We start from the raw sequence: 17,260 nt of genomic DNA on the forward strand, positions 1-17,260 counted from the left end.
CGCGTGTACCCTCAGGGGTGGAAATCCGAAAACGGTTCATGGCCGCAAAACTCCTTTATCGCTTTATCGCGTTAAAATAATACCATACCTGTATCCCACCTGTCAACCCCTGTTTTTACGGATGACCATATCGCGATAGGTTGCGCCGTCCTGCACGACGGTCAGCCGTCCCGCGGCGCCCAATGCGCGGACGCGGGAAAAAATCAGCATATCACTGACCCGATTGCCTGCTTCATCGAGCTTGGCCAGCGCCCGGCCCACGGTCAGTGCAGCACGGCTTTTTTCCTCCTCCGGTACGCAGGACAGGATGATCTCATCATAAAAATCCTCAGAAACCGACTGCACTTTGCCGTCAACCATAGCGCGCAGCGGCGCATTTTCCTCCTGCATGCGCTTCCATTCTGTCAAAAGGGCGGCTTGTTCGGTCTGGGTCAGCTGACGACGGCGTTTGTAGAAATAAGGAACAATATTAGGCGACATCTCACCCACTGTTGAAAAACAAGCCATTCCTTCGCGCGGCGACTGCTCGACTCGTTTCTGCAAACTACGCTGCTCGATCCACGCCGCATACCGACGCAGTATGCATTGGGGCATGAGACGCAGCAAAGCATTCGTCACACGACTGTCTGTGATCACGCCGACTACAGATGTACTGCGCACCCGTTTGTTTGCCAAGGCGACCTCTCGTGCTGGAATCCAGCCAACCTCAGCTGCCCAAATCGGAATCTGCTTTTGATACAGACGACTGACCACATACCGCAGACCGCACTGCTCAAGCGCATTTCCACCCGCATACCAGATGACCGCCTCGTCAACCTCATCCAATCGGTCGATCACTTCCCAGTGCCGCGCCTGATATTCTGTCTGCCATGCCCCGTCCAATTCGGGATCGCCGCGCCACGGTGTCACTATGTCCGCGCGCGCGGCGCGGTCGGTCACGTCCCGAATATCGCCTTGTGAATAATCGTCTGAAAGCGCAAGAATATGCTCTGCCTTCATTTCGACATCAAGCGATCTGCATGCCTCTGTCAAGCATCCCTTTGCGCTGTCCCCAAAGCAAATCCAGTACAAAGTCATGCACCTCCGCTGTAATGCTCAGCCAGCTCGATCACCTTGTCCAGAAAGCTTTCCTCGCCCATGGTATTGAGCTTCCAAAACATTGCCTGACTGCCGCCCGAAGTGATCGCCGTCAAGAACAGGCGGTTCCCCTGCCCAGCCAACGTCAGGTTCAGGCTCACACGGTTGCTGCCCGTCCAGCTGAAGCGTTCAAATACACGCACGGCCACGCGCACGCCTTCCGCTGTCCAGTCACTGCCGTCCTCATAAGAGGCCGATGCGCTGCCATTCATGATGCCATCAAACAGATAGTCCAGAAATGCGTCAAAATCGCCGGTCAAATGCTTTTCGTACTTTGCCATACAGGGTCCCTCCTTCTATTCCATGCTGATTATGCAAACAGCGAAATCTGTGTTGTCTTGGGCATAGAACCCAATGCGCCGATCTGGTCAAGCAGTTCCACTACCGCTTTGGATGCCTTGGGGCAGCGCACGGTCAGTTCCTCCGCCGAAAGGAATTTGCCGTTTTTGCGCTCCTCTACAATGTTCTGCGCCGCCTGTTCGCCGATGCCGGGCATCGAAGTAAACGGCGGGATCAGTCCATTTTCGGTTACCAGAAAAGTCGTCGCATCCGACGCGTAAATATCCATCGGCTCAAAAACAAAGCCGCGGCGGTAAAACTCATGGCAGACCTCAAGCGTGGTGGACATTTCCTTTTCTGCTGCGGTGATTGTCTTTTCCTTTTCCTTGACCGCCAGCTCACGCAGCTTGTCCTGCACGACCTTATCGCCCTTGATCATGCAGGAAGCGTCAAAGCCCTTGGCGCGCACCGAAAAATACGCCGAGTAGAACGCAAGCGGTCGATGCACCTTAAACCACGCGATGCGGAATGCCATCATAACGTATGCAACCGCGTGCGCCTTGGGGAACATATACTTAATCTTCTTGCACGAATCAATGTACCAGTCGGGCACGTTCTGCTCGCGCATCGCGCCCTCCATTTCCTCGGTCAGGCCCTTGCCTTTACGCACCGATTCCATCGTCTTAAACGACAGCTTGGGCTGTACGCCCTGCAAGATCAGATAGTTCATGATATCATCACGGCAGCAGATACAGCCGGACAGCGGAATGCCCTTGCGTACCAATTCGGCTGCATTGCCCAGCCATACGTCCGTGCCGTGCGACAGGCCGGAAATCGAAACCAATTCGGCAAAGGTGGAAGGATGCGTCTCCTTGACCATGCCGCGCACGAACTTGGTACCGAACTCCGGCACCGCAAGACAGCCGAGATCACCCAGAATCGGGTCGGTGTCTGGATTTTCGCCCGTGTACTTGAGTGCCTTGCACGAATGGAACAGGCTCATGGTGTCCGGATCGTCAAGCGGGATCTCCTGCGCGTTGACACCGGTCAGGTTCTCCAGATGCTTGATCATGGTCGGGTCATCGTGTCCCAGCTCATCGAGTTTCAAGAGGTTCGCATCGATCGAGTGATATTCAAAATGGGTGGTGATGATGTCCGAATCCGGGTCGTCCGCGGGATGCTGCACCGGACAGACATCGTAAATCTCAATTTCCTTGGGCACTACAACGACACCGCCGGGATGCTGGCCGGAGGTTCGGCGCACACCGGTGCAGCCCGCTGCAAGGCGGTTTTCCTCCGCGCGTGAACACTCAATACCGCGCTCGTCCATGTATTTTTTGACATAGCCGTAGGCGGTTTTTTCCGCAACCGTGCCGATGGTGCCTGCGCGGAACACATGATCGTGCCCGAAAATCTCGCCCGTGTAATAATGGATACGCGACTGGTACTCACCCGCAAAGTTCAGGTCGATATCGGGCACCTTATCGCCCTCAAATCCCAAAAACGTCTCAAACGGAATATTGAATCCCTGCTTGGTCAGGGGCTTGCCGCAATTCGGACAGATTTTGTCCGGCAGATCGACGCCGCAGGAGTATTCCTCGTGCCACTCAACGTATTTGTCATCCGGGCACAGATAATGCGGCGCAAGCGAGTTTACCTCGGTGATATCCGACATAAACGCCGCCAGCGACGAGCCGACCGAGCCACGCGAGCCGACCAGATAGCCGTCCGCGAGCGACTTGGTCACCAGCTTCTGCGCGATGATGTACATAACCGCGTAGCCGTTGCCGATGATCGAGTTCAGCTCGCGGTCAAGCCGCGCCTGCACCATTTCAGGCAGCGGGTCGCCGTAAATGCGCTTCGCCTTTTCGTAGCACATGTTGCGCAGATCGTCCTCACATCCGTCGATGTGCGGCGGGTAGTTCTCCTTCGGCACAGGACGAATCGCATCACACATGTCCGCGATCATATTCGTGTTCTTGACCACGACCTCATACGCGCGATCCTCGCCGAGATAGGAAAACTCCTTGAGCATCTCATCGGTCGATTTGAAGTACAGCGGCGCCTGATTGTCTGCATCGCCAAAGCCCTGTCCCGCCATCAAAATGCGACGGAAGGCTTCATCCTCAGGTTCGAGGAAATGCACGTCTCCGGTTGCGCAGCAGGGTTTTCCTAATTCGTCGGCCAGCCGCAAAATGTCCCGGTTCCAGTCGCGCAGCTGTTCTTCGTCCTTCGCCATGCCCTTGGCAACCATAAACTGGTTGTTGCCAATCGGCTGGATCTCCAGATAATCATAAAAGGACGCAAGCCGCTTGAGTTCATCCCACTCCGCGCCGTTTGTCAGCGCGCGGAACACCTCGCCCGCCTCACACGCCGAGCCGAAAATCAGTCCCTCGCGATGACGGATCAGTTCGGAACGCGGCATGATCGGGCGCTTATTGTAATATTCCAGAAAGCTCTTGGAGATCAGCTGATACAGATTGCGCAATCCCGCCTGATTCTTTACCAGAATAATAAAGTGATACCGCGGCAGGTTTTTCAGCTTATTCTTGCGGTCGGTTGTCGCAGCGAGAACCGGGTTGATATCCACCGTGGTCACCGCATGCAGTTCATCTTTCAGCCGCGCAAGCAGCTTTACAAAAATACGCCCCAGAACAGCGGCATCCTCGCTCGCGCGGTGATGCTCAAACGGGCCGACCGCCAGTTCTTTCGCCAGAATATTCAGCTTAAACTTATGCAGATGCGGCAGCATCAAACGGCTCATTTCCAGCGTGTCAATGGCGGTAAAATCCCGCTCGATTTCCAGCCGCTTACAAGCCGTGCGCAAAAAGCCCATATCAAAGCCCGCATTGTGTGCGACGAGCGGATATTTTCCCTCGCCCGCCCATGCAAGAAACTTCGGCACGGCTTCGGCCAGCTCGGGCGCATCCGCGACCGTCTCGTCCGAAATACCGGTCAGCTTAGTGATTTCCTCGGGAATGGGCTTGTGCGGGTTGACGTATGTCTGGAAGCTGTCCTGAATCGCACCGTCCACGATGCGCACCGCCGCAATCTCGGTGATTTCCTCGCTGGCAGGGTTGAGTCCGGTCGTCTCAAGGTCAAAAACGATAAATGTACCAGTCAGCGGCTCGGTCGACTTGCCGCGCACGACCGAAAGCGTGTCCTCATCGTTGATATAATACGCTTCGATGCCGTAAATGATCTTCATATCCCCGATGATGCTTTTCTGCTTGCCCTCCTGCGCATGCAGCGCTTCGGGGAACGCCTGCGCCACGCCGTGGTCGGTGATCGCCATCGCACGGTGCCCCCACTGCGCCGCGCGGCACAGCAGTGCCGCAGTCGAGGTCATGCCGTCCATCGCGCTCATGTTGGTGTGCAGATGCAGCTCGACACGCTTCATCCCCTCAGCCTTGTCCTGCCGCACGGGCTTTTTCGCCTTGACGATACCGGTCGGCTCCAAAATCATTTCTTTGGCATAAGAGTCATACACCATTTTGCCCTGCACCGTGCAATACAGACCGTTTTTGATCTTGGAAGCAGTGTCGCCCGCCTTATCCGCGGCAAGGAACTTGGAAACGCGCACGGAATTCGTGCGATCGGTCATGTCAAAGGCGATCTTCACATAATCCTTGCCGGTTTTCTTGCTGTGAATATCCTTATTGTCGGTAAAGAACACCTCACCCTGGATGGTGACCATGTCATATGCCGCAATCGCCTCATTGACCGAGATGATCGGGTCCTGTATGAGCTTGCCAAAAATCAAATCATCCTCGCGCACCTTTTCCGTGCGCGGGCGCTGATAGCCGGTGTGCTCTTGTTTCGGTGCGGGACGCGGCTTTTTCGGTTTCGGCTCAGCGGGTGCTTCTGCCGCCGCCTGCTCAATCGCCTTCTGCAATATCTCTTCACGCGGCGACGCGTCAGATGCCGGTACGAAGTCGCAGACTTCCGCCCGCACGGCATGCACCGGACAGGGTGTGCCCAGCTCGCGCAGAATACGCGCTTCCAGATGGCGCAGCGCATTTGCAAAATGGCGTTCGCTGACCTCGTCCATCGGGATTTGCAGCGCGCCGTCTGCATAGCGCCACTTGCCGCAGTCGAGCAGCCCGCGCGCGGACGGCATACGAAACGCCATATCCTCATATAGCGAATGGATGTACTCTGCCGTCAAGCCATCCGACATCGTATAGCGCGGCTCGATGCACACACGGCTCAGACCGTATTGCTTTGCGATCTGTTTTTCCGCTTTGGCAAGCGTCTTGCGGCTGACGACCTGCTTCAGGTCGAGCTCCACCACCATTACCGTGTTATTATCCCCAAACGCGAGAGAACGCACCTCGCCTGAGGCGAGGTGCTGTTCTTCCGCAAGCAATTTACAGTTTTGAAATAAGTCTATCAGTTTGCCAGCCAATTTGACCGTTCCTCCGGATTATGCTTCGAAATGCTCTATCATGTCCATCAGCTCGTCCACCAGCTGCTCCTGCGGCACCTTTTTGATGATTTCTCCCTCACGGAAGATCAAACCGACGCCGTCGCCGCCCGCAATGCCGAGATCGGCCTCGCGCGCCTCCCCCGGCCCGTTGACCGCACAGCCCATCACAGCCACCTTGAGCTTCTTGCCGTGGATGTTCATGCAGCGCTGCTCGACCTCCTTGGCAATGCCGATCAGGTCGATGCGAGTGCGCCCGCAGGTCGGGCAGGAAACGACGTTAATGCCGTCCTCCGCGCAGCCGACTGCCTTCAAAATGGCCTTTGCCGCGTAAATCTCCTTGACCGGGTCATCGGTCAGGGAAACGCGGATGGTGTCGCCCACGCCGAGCGCAAGCAAGCCGCCGATGCCTGCCGCGGACTTGATCGTGCCCATGTACTCGGTGCCCGCCTCGGTCACGCCGAGGTGCAGCGGATAGTTCGTCTTTTCGTGCGCCAGCAGATACGCCTGCATGGTATACGGCACGGAGGACGACTTGATCGAAATACAAATATCGTCAAACCCGCAGTCATTCAGCAGGCCAACGTGATACAGCGCGGATTCCACCATCGCCTCAGGCGTCGGGCCGCCGAACTTTTCGAGAATATGTTTTTCGACTGAACCCGAGTTGACGCCGATGCGGATCGGAATCTTACGCTCCTTCGCCGCCTGCACGACCGCATGCACACGGTCCGCCCCGCCGATGTTGCCGGGGTTGAGCCGGATTTTATCCACGCCCGCCTCAATCGAGGCGATCGCAAGCCGGTAATCAAAATGGATATCCGCTACAACCGGAATCGGCGAGTTTGCGCAGATTTCTTTGAGTGCTTCCGCCGCCTGTGCGTCCGGCACGGCGCAGCGCACAATATCGCAGTCCGCTTCCGCGAGCGCATGAATCTGCGCCAGCGTCGCTTTTGCGTCGCGCGTATCTGTGTTGGTCATGGACTGCACCGCGATCGGTGCGCCGCCGCCAATCGGCACATCCCGCACCAGGATCTGCTTGGTCTGTTTCACGTTCCTGTACCTCCCATGATGATGCGTAAAATATCCTGTCCTGTCACATAAACCATCAACGCCAAGAGCAGCATCAACCCTGCCGCATGGATGTATCCTTCATACTTGGGCGGCACCGGCTTACGGCGCACCGCTTCAATAAAAAGGAACAGCAGCCGTCCGCCATCCAGTGCGGGCAGCGGCAGCAGATTCATCACACCCAGATTGATCGAAATAAAGGCAACCAGCTGGAAGAATGAGATCATACTGTATTTCGCGGTGTCTGCCATGACCTCGGCTACGCCCACCGGCCCGGAAAGCTGGTCGACACCGACCTGTCCGGTCACCAGCATGCCAAGGCTGGCCCAGACCATACGTGCATAACTCACCGAAGTGCGTACCGCCATACTGAAACGCAAGCCAATACTGTTCGGCTGCTCTGCAAAGGTCAGACCGATCATTTTGCGGCCGTCTCCCGCATCAATCGTTGCTTCCAGCTTGACGGCAGGCAGCGTGATTTTCTCACCATCCCGGCGCACAACAACCTCATAGGTGGTATCCTCGCCGCGTGCGAGTGCGACCTCGAAATCGCTGCGCAGCAGGATTCTGTATCCATCCACCTTGAGGATCTCGTCCCCGGCCTGAAGACCGCCTTCTGCCGCAGCCGTGCTCGCCGGGTCAACCGAGGCAAGCGTCGCCACAATATAGCCGCCGTCCGGGCCATTAGGCCGCATGACTGCCAGCACAATCAGAAAACCGACGAGAAAATTCATCAGCGCCCCCGCGGCCACGATCAGCATGCGGCGCGGCAGGCTTGCCTTACCGAATGCATGCTCGTTTTCGCTTTCGCTGTCCTCGCCTTCCATCACGCACGCGCCGCCGAACGGCAAAAGCTTCAAACAATACATCGTGCCGTGATACTGCTTTTTCAGCAGCGTTGGCCCCATACCGATCCAAAACTCATTGACTTGTACCCCGCCGCGCTTGGCCGTGATAAAATGCCCGAATTCATGCACGATAACCAGCATGCCAAACGCCAGAATGGCAAGTATGATTTGCAGCAAAACACTTCTCCTCTCACAGGGTAAAACAAATTCGCTTTATGACAATACGATCTCCCGTGCCGCACGGTCAGCCGCAAGCACATCATCAAGCGTCACGCTACTGCGGTACGCAATCGCATCCAGCGCCTGTGCCACCCGCTCGGCAATCTCCGTAAACCCGATGCGGCCTTCCAGAAACAAACCGACCGCCGCTTCGTTTGCACCGTTAAGCACCGCACCGCGGTCACCCTTGCGTGCCGCCGCCTGACGCGCAAGATTCAGCGCCGGGAATGCTTCGTAATCCGGTGCATAGAAGGTCAGCTTTGCCGCTTCCGCCAGCGACAAGCGCGGCACCTTACAGGCCACGCGCGCGGGATAAGTCAGCGCATACTGGATCGGCAGCCGCATATCGGGCAAGCCAAGCTGCGCGATCATCGCACCGTCGGCAAATTCGACCGCGGAATGCACGATGCTTTCCCGATGGATGACGATTTCGATATCCTCGGGCGACATGTCGTACAGCCACATCGCCTCGATCAGTTCCAGTCCCTTGTTCATCATGGTCGCCGAGTCGATCGTGATTTTCGCGCCCATTGACCAGTTCGGGTGCGCGAGGGCCTGCTCGCGTGTGACCGACCGCATTTCCGCAGCTGTTTTTCCAAAAAACGGGCCACCCGACGCGGTCAGGATGATTTTGGCAAGCGGATTGCCGTGTGCGGCCTGCGCACACTGGAAAATCGCCGAATGCTCGGAATCGACCGGCAGAATTTTCACGCCCTTTTCCCGCGCCGCGCGCATGACCAACTCACCCGCACACACGAGCGTTTCTTTGTTCGCTAAGGCGATATCCTTGCCCGCGTCAATGGCTGCCAGTGTCGGCAGCAGACCGACCATGCCGACCACCGCGGTCACCACGATATCCGCACCGCTCTCTGCCGCGCAGGCGGTTAAGCCGTCCATACCGCTCAATACGCGAATATCCGTATCCGCAAGCTTGACCTTGAGGTCGCGCGCTGCTGCTTCGTCAAACGCACACACCATCTTCGGATGCAATGCACGCGCCTGCTCTTCGAGTAAGTTTATGCGCCGATTCGTCGTCAATGCGACAACTTCGGCATCAATCGAGGGCAAAATATCGACCGTTTGCGTACCGATCGACCCGGTCGACCCTAAAATCGCAATTTTCTTCATAAAACACACCTTTACCAAAGGATCCGGAACAGAATCTCCGCGAACGGAGCGACAAACAGCACGCTGTCAAACCGGTCGAGTACGCCGCCGTGTCCCGGAAAAATATGGCCATAATCCTTGATGCCGGTCTGTCGCTTGATGACTGAGAAGGACAGGTCGCCGATCTCACCCAGCACAGCGCCCACGCCGCCCAGTACAGCCGCTGCCCACAGCGGCATCTCCAGACCCAGCGTTGCATTCAGCAGCAGTGCAAAAAGCAGCACCAGCACTGCCCCTCCGATCACGCCGCCAACCGCACCTTCCACGGTTTTTTTCGGGCTGACGACTGGTGCAAGCTTATGCTTGCCGAAAAACATGCCGGCAAACAGCGCACAGGTATCTGCGCCCCACGCCGCAAGCAGCGGCAGGAGTACGATGAACTGTCCTGCGCGCAGGTTGGTCTCCCCGATGGGCGGTAGAAAATCCATCTGGTAGATACGCAGCAGGCTGAGCATGAGATACGGCACCAGCAGCGCGCCGAAAAAGCCCCAAGAAACCTGTGCGGCGTTCATCCGTTCGTGGAACCGCAGCTCGATAGCAAACGAACCAATCAGCAGCACGAAAATCAGACCCTGCACCACATCAATCAGATCCAACGGCAAAATATCAAAATGCCCGATGGCCAGCCCCAGCGAAACCAGCAGGCACAGCAGCAGCTCCAGCCGGTTATGCACCAGTTTGGTAGAGCCGAGCACTTCATACGTCGCCAGCACACACAATGCCGCGATTGCCAGTTCCAAAATGATAGACGGAAATACATACAGCGCAAGCAACACCGCGATAAAGCCGACTACGCCAAACAACACTCTTGCTTTCATAGCATTACACCTCGCTCTGTCTGTTTATACGCCGCCAAACCGGCGATTGCGCTTGTTAAACGCATCGATCGCCGCGTCCATATCGGTCGTTTTGAAGTCCGGCCACAACACATCGGTAAAATAATACTCCGCATAGGCCGACTGCCATAACAGGAAATTCGAGGTGCGGATTTCGCCGGAAGGACGGATGATCAGATCCGGGTCCGGCATGTGTGCCGTATACAGATGCGCGCCGATCGTCTCCTCGGTGATGTCCTCGGGCGCCAACGCACCGCTTTTCACCTGCGCCGCAATGGCACGCACCGCGTTCTTGATCTCATCCCGTCCGCCATAGTTGATGCACAGGGAAGCAGTCGCCGCATCCGGCCCCAGCCGGTCGGCGATCTCATCCACTTCGCGGATCTGCGCACGGATATCCTCGGGCAGCGGCGTCAGATCACCCAGTACGCGCACCGCGACCCCGCGCTGGAACATGGTCTCCGCCGCTTCTTTCAGGTAAGCACGGAACAGGTTCATCAGTGCGTTTACCTCTTCCTGCGGCCGTTTCCAGTTTTCGGTCGAGAACGCATACACCGTAAAATACTGTACGCCAATGTCCTTGCAGTAGGTCGCAATCGTGCGGAAGGTCTCCGCGCCAACCTTGTGCCCCGCCTGCCGCGGCAGGCCGCGTTTTTTTGCCCAACGGCCGTTGCCATCCATAATGACCGCAATATGGCGCGGCACCGGTCGGTTTTCCGCCACATCTACTTTCTTTTTCCGTCTAAACAGACCCACAATACTTCCCCCATGCAAAGGGGCGGCGAACCCGCCGCCCCCCATTTTTAAACTTCTGCCAACTCCTTGGACTTTTTCGAGACCATTGCGTCAATTTCCTTGACGTACTTATCGGTCAGCTTCTGCATCTTCTCTTCGCCCTCATGCAGCTCGTCCTCGGTCATTTCGCTCTTCTTCTGCGCAGCCTTAAACTTGTCGATCGCATCACGGCGAATGTTGCGCAGCGCAACCTTGGCTTCCTCGCCCGTCTTGGACACGCCCTTGATCAGTTCCTTACGGCGCTCCTCGGTCAGCGGCGGGAAATTCAAGCGAATCTGCTTGCCGTCGTTCTGCGGATTGATGCCCAGATCGGAAACCTGAATCGCCTTTTCAATCGCCTTGAGGATCGAGCCGTCCCACGGCTGGATCGCAAGCGAACGCGGATCGGGCGTGGAAATAGCGGCAACCTGATTGAGCGGCGTCGGCGCGCCATAATACTCGACCGTGATCTTGTCCAGAACGGCAGGATTTGCGCGGCCTGCGCGCACTGCCGCCAGTTCCTTGGCGAGCACGTCGAGTGTTTTCTTCATCTTGTCTTCATAAGCGTTCAGCTGAGCCTTCATGATTTGTCCTCCTCTACGATCGTGCCGATCTTTTCACCATTGACCGCACGATAAATATTTTCCGGATCGGAAAGCGCGAATACCAAAATCGGAATGTGGTTATCCATGGAAAGCGAGGTCGCGGTCGTATCCATCACGCCAAGGCCCTGATTGAGCACGTCCATATAGGTGAGGCGATCATATTTCTTTGCATCCGGATTCTTTGCCGGGTCGGAATCATACACGCCGTCGACATTCTTAGCCAGCAGAATTACTTCCGCACCGATCTCCGCCGCACGCAGCACCGCTGCCGTATCGGTGGAGAAGAACGGGTTGCCCGTGCCGCAGCCGAAAATCACCACGCGACCCTTTTCCAGATGGCGCGTCGCACGCTGCCGAATATACGGCTCGGCAATACGGTTCATCTCGATTGCTGTCTGCACGCGTACTGGCACGTCGCGCTGCTCCAGCGCATCCGCCAGCGCCAGCGCGTTGATCGTGGTCGCCAGCATACCCATGTGGTCGGCGCGGGTACGTTCCATCTTGCCGCCGCCATCCTTGACGCCGCGCCAGAAGTTACCGCCGCCAACAACAATGCCGATCTCGCAGCCCTGTTCGTTGCATTTTTTGATCACATCGCATACCGGACCGATTACGTCAAAGTTCAGTCCAAAATGCTTATCGCCCGCAAGCGCCTCGCCGCTGATTTTGATCAGCACACGTTTATATCTTTGTGTTTCCATGCTCCACACTCCTTGCTTCATTTTCCCGTATTCTATTCTACCCTATAACCGCTTATTTTGCAAAGGGTTTCGCTATGGATTTTACAATTTATGCACAACTGTCTTGCGTATGCCGCAAGTACACACCGTCACTTACCCACACTCGCCCAGATGCCAAAAAAATCCCGCTCCTTTCGGAACGGGATTTCTTGCTATATGTCAGTCTGACAACTTACTTCTTCAGAACGACCTCGCCGCCCAGACCGGTGTGCGCGGTGATGTACTCGCGGCCCATCTTAGCGTACTCGAACGGATTCGCCTTAGCCGGGTCCTGCTCTGCCTCAACCATAATCCAGCCGGTGTAACCAGCCTTGTCGAGCAGATCGAACACCTTGTCGAACTCTACGCAGCCGTCCGGATCGCCCGGAACAGTGAACGCGCCAGCGCGAACCGCGTCGAGGAAGGACCAATGCTCTGCACGAGCCTTCTCCACCAGCGGCATACGCATGTTCTTGAGATGTACGTGACCAACGCGGTCAGCAAACTTCTCGAGCATCTTGACCGGGTCCTCGCCTGCGAAGGTGAAGTGGCCGGTATCAAAGCATAGGAATACGTACTTGGGATCGGTGTTCTCCATCAGACGGGTGGTCTCCTCCACCGTCTGGCACACGGTGCCCATGTGATGATGGAAGCAGGTGCGGATGCCATACTTCTCCATAGACAGCTTGCCCAGCTTGTTCAGGCCCTCAGTGAAGCGAACCCACTCCTCATCGGTCAGCACGCGCTTGTTCTCCATGTCGAGAACCGGGGTATCGAGCTGGCCCTGAATGGAGCCGGACTGCTCGGATACGTTGATTGCGGTAGCGCCAACATAGGAGAGGTAATCCAGTTCCTTGATGAACTCTGCCTCAACCTCTTCGTACGGCTTGTCAACCAGGAAAGAGGAGAACCACTTGGATGCGATGGTCATGTTGCGCACGTCGAGCATGTGCTTAAGAACTTCCTTATCCTCCGGATACTTGTGGCCGACTTCGCAACCGTCAAAGCCCGCGAGCTTCATCTCGGAAATGCACTGCTGGAACGTATTCTCATCGCCCAGATCCCACATATCGTCATTGGACCAGCCGATCGGGCAGATGCCCAGCTTTACTTTCTTCGGATCTAACATGTGTTATTCCCTCCATTTTCATCTCTCATGCGCATGCTTCCACATGCGCCATTACTATCCTTATTGTACTCAACAATATATCAAAAGTCAAACGCATTTTTGCACAGAAATGACCTGTGCAAAAAGCTTTTTCAGCAAATTGCACAGTGCCGCCGTGCGCGGGCACGCAGCATCCTTTTTTCCCGACGTTCTGCCTCTTAAATGCGCGCTACACCCGAGTCGCGTGCCGCCTGTGCGACTGCATCCGCGACCGAGCGGATGACCTTCTTGTCAAACGCCATCGGCATGATATATTCAGGCGTCAGTTCCTCATCCGATACACAATAAGCGATCGCCTTAGCGGCAGCCAGCTTCATTTCCTCGTTGATATCGCTGGCGCGCACGTCCAGTGCGCCACGGAAAATGCCCGGGAACGCGAGCACGTTGTTGATCTGATTCGGGTAGTCCGACCGGCCTGTGCCGACTACTGCGGCACCGCCCTTTTTGGCATCCTCCGGCCAGATTTCTGGCACCGGGTTTGCCATGGCAAACACCATCGGATTTTCCGCCATGGTGGAAACCATTTTACTGGTCAGCACCTGCGGTGCCGACATGCCGAAGAACACATCCGCATCCTTGATGGCGTCCGCCAGCGTGCCGGTCATGTGGCTGCGGTTGGTGACGCGCGCCATTTTGGCCTGCGCAGGGTTCAAACGCTCGTCACCCTCACAGACAATGCCGAAGCGCTCAACCATGGTCACGTCGCGGATACCGAGGAACATCAGGAATTTGGTCACTGCAATCGCAGCCGCGCCGCAGCCGTTGACGACCATCTTGATATCCTCTACCTTGCGGCCGGTCAGACGGCAGGCATTGATGAGCGCCGCACCGCAGCAGACCGCCGTGCCGTGCTGATCATCGTGGAACACCGGAATGTCACAGACTTCCTTGAGCTTGCGCTCGATCTCAAAGCAACGCGGCGCCGCGATGTCCTCCAGATTGATGCCGCCGAACGAGCCGGAAATCAGCTGGATGGTGCGCACAATTTCGTCCACATCCTTGCTCTTGACGCAAAGCGGGAACGCATCCACGTCCGCAAACGCCTTGAACAGCGCGCACTTGCCCTCCATAACCGGCATTCCGGCCTCCGGGCCGATATCGCCAAGACCCAGCACCGCCGTACCGTCCGTGATAACGGCGACCAGATTATGCCGGCGGGTATAAGTGTAGCTCAAGGACGGATCCTCCTTGATTTTCAAACACGGCTCGGCAACGCCGGGCGTATAAGCAATCGAAAGATCCTCTTTGCTATTGACCTCGCAGCGTGCAACAACCTCGATCTTGCCACCCCACTGCTCATGCGCCTTAAGGGCGCGTTCCTTCAAATCCATATTGTTTCCTCCATCGGCTTACAGCACAAATTTCGTTAGTATAATTTTACCGTAAAATCACGCTTCTGCATAGGGGCAGAATGGACAAACCCATACACCAAAAAGACGCGCTGCCAATTGCAGCGCGCCTGATATCTGTTTGGATTACTTGCGAGAAATTGCCTTCTTAGCAGCCTCAACGATGTGAGCCGCCGTCAGGCCGTATTCCTCACGCAGGAAGCTCTCCGCGCCAACCTGGCCGAAGCGATCCTCAACACCGACCATCTCCATCGGAACCGGGCAGTTCTGGATGACAACGTTTGCAATCGCGGAGCCAAGGCCGCACTTGACCTGATGGTTCTCTGCGGTTACGATCGCGCCGCACTCCTTAGCAGAGTCGATGATGAGCTGCTCATCCAGCGGCTTCCAGGTGAACATGTCGATCACCTTCGCGGAAATGCCCTCGGCAGCCAACTGCTCCTGTGCCTTGAGCGCCTCGTCTACCATGATGCCGGAAGCGATGATAGCAACGTCCTTGCCTTCCTTCAGGGTAACGCCCTTGCCGATCTCGAAGTCCGAGCCATCGCCGTAAACGGTGGTGAAGGTCTTGCGGATCATGCGCATGTAAGAGAACTTGCCGGATTCGGCCAGCTTCTTGGTCAGGCAATTGATCTGCGCATAGTCGACCGGATCGACAACAACTGCATCCGGAATGGACATGTACAGTGCGCAATCCTCAAACGGCATATGGGTGCCGCCATTGTAAGCCGCGCAAACGCCGGGGTCAGAACCGACGATATGTACCGGCAGCTTGGCATAAGCTGCGCTCATGAACGCCTGATCGAATGCACGGCGGGAAGCGAAGCAGCCAAAAGAGTGTACAAATACGGTCTTGCCGGTTGCACACAGGCCAGCGGAAACGCCGACAGCGTTGGCTTCCGCGATACCAGCGTTGATGGTGCGCTCCGGATATGCCTTCGCCAGCTTGCCGGTATTGATGCAGTTCTCGAGGTCACAGTCAACATGCATGACCGTGGGGTCCTTTTCCATCATCTCGAGCATTGCGGTAACGTAACCGTCGCGGTTTGCACGAGAATCCTTTTCGTGTTTGCCAATCAAAGTAAAGCTCATGTTCGTACCCTCCCTTACTGTGCCTTGATCTCAGCGAGCTGCTTCTCAGCATAAGCAATGGCTTCGTCCCACTGCTCCTTGGACGGCTGAGAAGAATGCGCGCCCGTACCGTCGGCAAAGGTAGCGCCCTTGCCCTTAACCGTGTTCAGCACAATGCAGGTCGGTACGCCCTTGGTCGCGTAAGCGGTCTGGATCGCGTCGTAGATCTGCTCAACATCGTTACCGTCTTCGCACTCGACTACGTTCCAGCCGAACGCCGCGAACTTGGCGCCGATGCCCTTGGCATGCTTCATAACATTCTCGCATGCGCCGTCGAGCTGATACTTGTTATCGTCGACAAAGCAAACCAGATTGTCCAGCTGATAATGTACTGCGAACTGAGCGCCTTCCCAAACCTGGCCCTCGTCTGCCTCGCCGTCGCCGACAAAGACGAATACGTGGTTGTCGCGGCCGTCGATCTTGTTGCCAAGCGCTGCGCCGGTTGCGGTGGACATGCCCTGACCGAGCGAGCCGGTGGTCAGGTCAACGCCGGGGGTCTTGGTGCGGTCGGTATGGGACGGGAAGTTGGTGTGCGGCTGGTTGAGCGTATACGCATCCTCCAGCGGATAGAAACCCTTCAGGCCGAGGGTAGCGTACATTGCCGGGCCGGCATGTCCCTTGGACAATACGCACCAGTCACGATCCTCCCAGCGGGGGTTCTTCGGATCAATCTTCATTACTTCACCATACAGAACGGCCAGCGCGTCAATGATGGACATCGAGCCGCCCACGTGGCCAAAGCCAAGCGAGCCGATGGTTTTCAGGGTTTCCAAACGGATTTCCTGCGCAAATACGCGAAGCTCCTGCATCTTTTCTGCTTTCTGCATTGCATACACCTGCCTAATTCAAAATATTTTCTCTCCACGGAACAGGTTCCGGCCACAGCGGCAGCGGGCCGCTGTATATCGATTACAGTGTATCACCAAGCTACCCAGATTTCAACCAAAATTCATACATTTGTTTACAAAAATTCCATCCGCCGTTTTGTGGCCTTTGGGATATTTTATAAAATTTCGCTGGCATTTTTTCGAAATTTGTTTGTTATGTATTGGTTGTCTTTTTATCCATTGTTGGTTATCTCGTCCCAATGTTTCACATGCGCAGCTCCTTTTTTGCCCTCCTTTTCCGATTTACAAATATGACCAAAATGCAACCATATTTCCCCTGCCGAGAAATATTTTAAAAAATTGTTTTCTCCCTTTTAATCAAAAAACATTGCTGCGTTCACGCCCCCGCATGCAATAGTTTGCCATTATTGATCGCATTCGCCCATTTCCGCCATTTTTTGTGCCAGTAGACAATTTATGCATTTTTTGATACACTATTAAAAGCTATTCTGGTTAATTTTCGGGTAAGAATGGAGAAAAGGGAAGATGAAAGTCAGCCGTCTCAATTCAATTGAACAATATGTAATCTCACGCGAAACCGTCAGCATTGATGAATTATGCGAGGTTTTCGGCGTTTCCAAGAACACCATCCGCCGCGATTTGAATGAACTTGAGGTGCGCGGACATATCACCAAGGTGTACGG

General features: G+C 55.9%; 15 protein-coding genes. 1 reads left to right on the top strand and 14 read right to left on the bottom strand.

All coding sequences use genetic code 11. The features are described from left to right. Nucleotides 1-102: 102 nt before the first annotated feature. From ABGT74_RS03105 to ABGT74_RS03170, 14 genes are all read right to left on the bottom strand, one after another. On the bottom strand, nt 103-1,071 hold the full coding sequence (locus ABGT74_RS03105) for a DUF3658 domain-containing protein (protein ID WP_346704418.1): 969 nt from the start codon (nt 1,069-1,071) through the stop codon (nt 103-105). Between the two features lie 2 nt (nt 1,072-1,073). After that, a complete protein-coding gene (locus tag ABGT74_RS03110) occupies nt 1,074-1,418 on the bottom strand; it encodes a DUF6054 family protein (RefSeq protein ID WP_297282749.1) in 345 nt (114 codons plus the stop codon). A gap of 29 nt (nt 1,419-1,447) precedes the next feature. Next, nucleotides 1,448-5,824 carry a PolC-type DNA polymerase III gene (locus ABGT74_RS03115; protein ID WP_346704419.1) on the bottom strand — a complete coding sequence of 1,459 codons (4,377 nt, stop codon included), beginning with the start codon at nt 5,822-5,824 and terminating at the stop codon, nt 1,448-1,450. Between the two features lie 18 nt (nt 5,825-5,842). Then, entirely contained in the window at nt 5,843-6,895 is a 1,053-nt protein-coding gene (gene ispG, locus ABGT74_RS03120; RefSeq protein WP_346704420.1) for a flavodoxin-dependent (E)-4-hydroxy-3-methylbut-2-enyl-diphosphate synthase, read from the bottom strand. After that, nucleotides 6,892-7,938, bottom strand: coding sequence for an RIP metalloprotease RseP (gene rseP / locus ABGT74_RS03125; protein ID WP_346704421.1), 1,047 nt, complete (start codon nt 7,936-7,938; stop codon nt 6,892-6,894). Before rseP ends, ispG begins: the two co-directional genes overlap by 4 nt. 36 nt (nt 7,939-7,974) lie before the next feature. Beyond that, nucleotides 7,975-9,108, bottom strand: coding sequence for a 1-deoxy-D-xylulose-5-phosphate reductoisomerase (locus ABGT74_RS03130; RefSeq protein ID WP_297282753.1), 1,134 nt, complete (start codon nt 9,106-9,108; stop codon nt 7,975-7,977). Between the two features lie 11 nt (nt 9,109-9,119). Continuing rightward, nucleotides 9,120-9,965: a phosphatidate cytidylyltransferase gene (locus ABGT74_RS03135; protein WP_346704422.1), complete on the bottom strand. Its 846-nt coding sequence runs from the start codon at nt 9,963-9,965 to the stop codon at nt 9,120-9,122. A gap of 24 nt (nt 9,966-9,989) precedes the next feature. Beyond that, nucleotides 9,990-10,739: an isoprenyl transferase gene (locus tag ABGT74_RS03140; RefSeq protein WP_346704423.1), complete on the bottom strand. Its 750-nt coding sequence runs from the start codon at nt 10,737-10,739 to the stop codon at nt 9,990-9,992. A gap of 47 nt (nt 10,740-10,786) precedes the next feature. Then, on the bottom strand, nt 10,787-11,341 hold the full coding sequence (frr, locus tag ABGT74_RS03145; protein WP_297282756.1) for a ribosome recycling factor: 555 nt from the start codon (nt 11,339-11,341) through the stop codon (nt 10,787-10,789). Continuing rightward, nucleotides 11,338-12,063, bottom strand: a complete 726-nt coding sequence (gene pyrH / locus ABGT74_RS03150) for a UMP kinase (protein WP_346704424.1) — start codon at nt 12,061-12,063, stop codon at nt 11,338-11,340. The genes frr and pyrH overlap by 4 nt, the downstream gene beginning before the upstream one ends. Nucleotides 12,064-12,274: 211 nt before the next feature. After that, the gene (iolE, locus tag ABGT74_RS03155; RefSeq protein WP_297282758.1) at nt 12,275-13,210 is read right to left on the bottom strand and encodes a myo-inosose-2 dehydratase; all 936 of its coding nucleotides are present in this window, start codon (nt 13,208-13,210) and stop codon (nt 12,275-12,277) included. A 197-nt stretch (nt 13,211-13,407) separates the two neighbouring features. Further along, nucleotides 13,408-14,580, bottom strand: coding sequence for a malic enzyme-like NAD(P)-binding protein (locus ABGT74_RS03160; RefSeq protein ID WP_346704425.1), 1,173 nt, complete (start codon nt 14,578-14,580; stop codon nt 13,408-13,410). Nucleotides 14,581-14,724: 144 nt separating this feature from the next. Beyond that, complete coding sequence (locus ABGT74_RS03165) at nt 14,725-15,690, bottom strand: transketolase C-terminal domain-containing protein (protein ID WP_346704426.1); 966 nt, start codon at nt 15,688-15,690, stop codon at nt 14,725-14,727. 14 nt (nt 15,691-15,704) lie between these two features. Then, the gene (locus ABGT74_RS03170) at nt 15,705-16,556 is read right to left on the bottom strand and encodes a transketolase (RefSeq protein ID WP_297283928.1); all 852 of its coding nucleotides are present in this window, start codon (nt 16,554-16,556) and stop codon (nt 15,705-15,707) included. Between the two features lie 546 nt (nt 16,557-17,102). Here ABGT74_RS03170 and ABGT74_RS03175 point away from each other — a divergent pair. After that, on the top strand, nt 17,103-17,260 hold a 158-nt coding region (locus ABGT74_RS03175; RefSeq protein WP_346704427.1), incomplete at its 3' end, for a DeoR family transcriptional regulator.

Source organism: uncultured Agathobaculum sp. (assembly GCF_963927765.1).
GTDB lineage: Bacteria > Bacillota > Clostridia > Oscillospirales > Butyricicoccaceae > Agathobaculum.

What these genes read in the sequence shown, in the direction of transcription:
- ABGT74_RS03110 (WP_297282749.1), bottom strand. Translation starts at nt 1,418, where the DNA reads ATGGCAAAGTACGAAAAGCATTTGACCGGCGATTTTGACGCATTTCTG.
- ABGT74_RS03160 (WP_346704425.1), bottom strand. Translation starts at nt 14,580, where the DNA reads ATGGATTTGAAGGAACGCGCCCTTAAGGCGCATGAGCAGTGGGGTGGC.
- ABGT74_RS03135 (WP_346704422.1), bottom strand. Translation starts at nt 9,965, where the DNA reads ATGAAAGCAAGAGTGTTGTTTGGCGTAGTCGGCTTTATCGCGGTGTTG.
- ABGT74_RS03170 (WP_297283928.1), bottom strand. Translation starts at nt 16,556, where the DNA reads ATGCAGAAAGCAGAAAAGATGCAGGAGCTTCGCGTATTTGCGCAGGAA.
- ABGT74_RS03165 (WP_346704426.1), bottom strand. Translation starts at nt 15,690, where the DNA reads ATGAGCTTTACTTTGATTGGCAAACACGAAAAGGATTCTCGTGCAAAC.
- pyrH (WP_346704424.1), bottom strand. Translation starts at nt 12,063, where the DNA reads ATGGAAACACAAAGATATAAACGTGTGCTGATCAAAATCAGCGGCGAG.
- ABGT74_RS03130 (WP_297282753.1), bottom strand. Translation starts at nt 9,108, where the DNA reads ATGAAGAAAATTGCGATTTTAGGGTCGACCGGGTCGATCGGTACGCAA.
- frr (WP_297282756.1), bottom strand. Translation starts at nt 11,341, where the DNA reads ATGAAGGCTCAGCTGAACGCTTATGAAGACAAGATGAAGAAAACACTC.
- iolE (WP_297282758.1), bottom strand. Translation starts at nt 13,210, where the DNA reads ATGTTAGATCCGAAGAAAGTAAAGCTGGGCATCTGCCCGATCGGCTGG.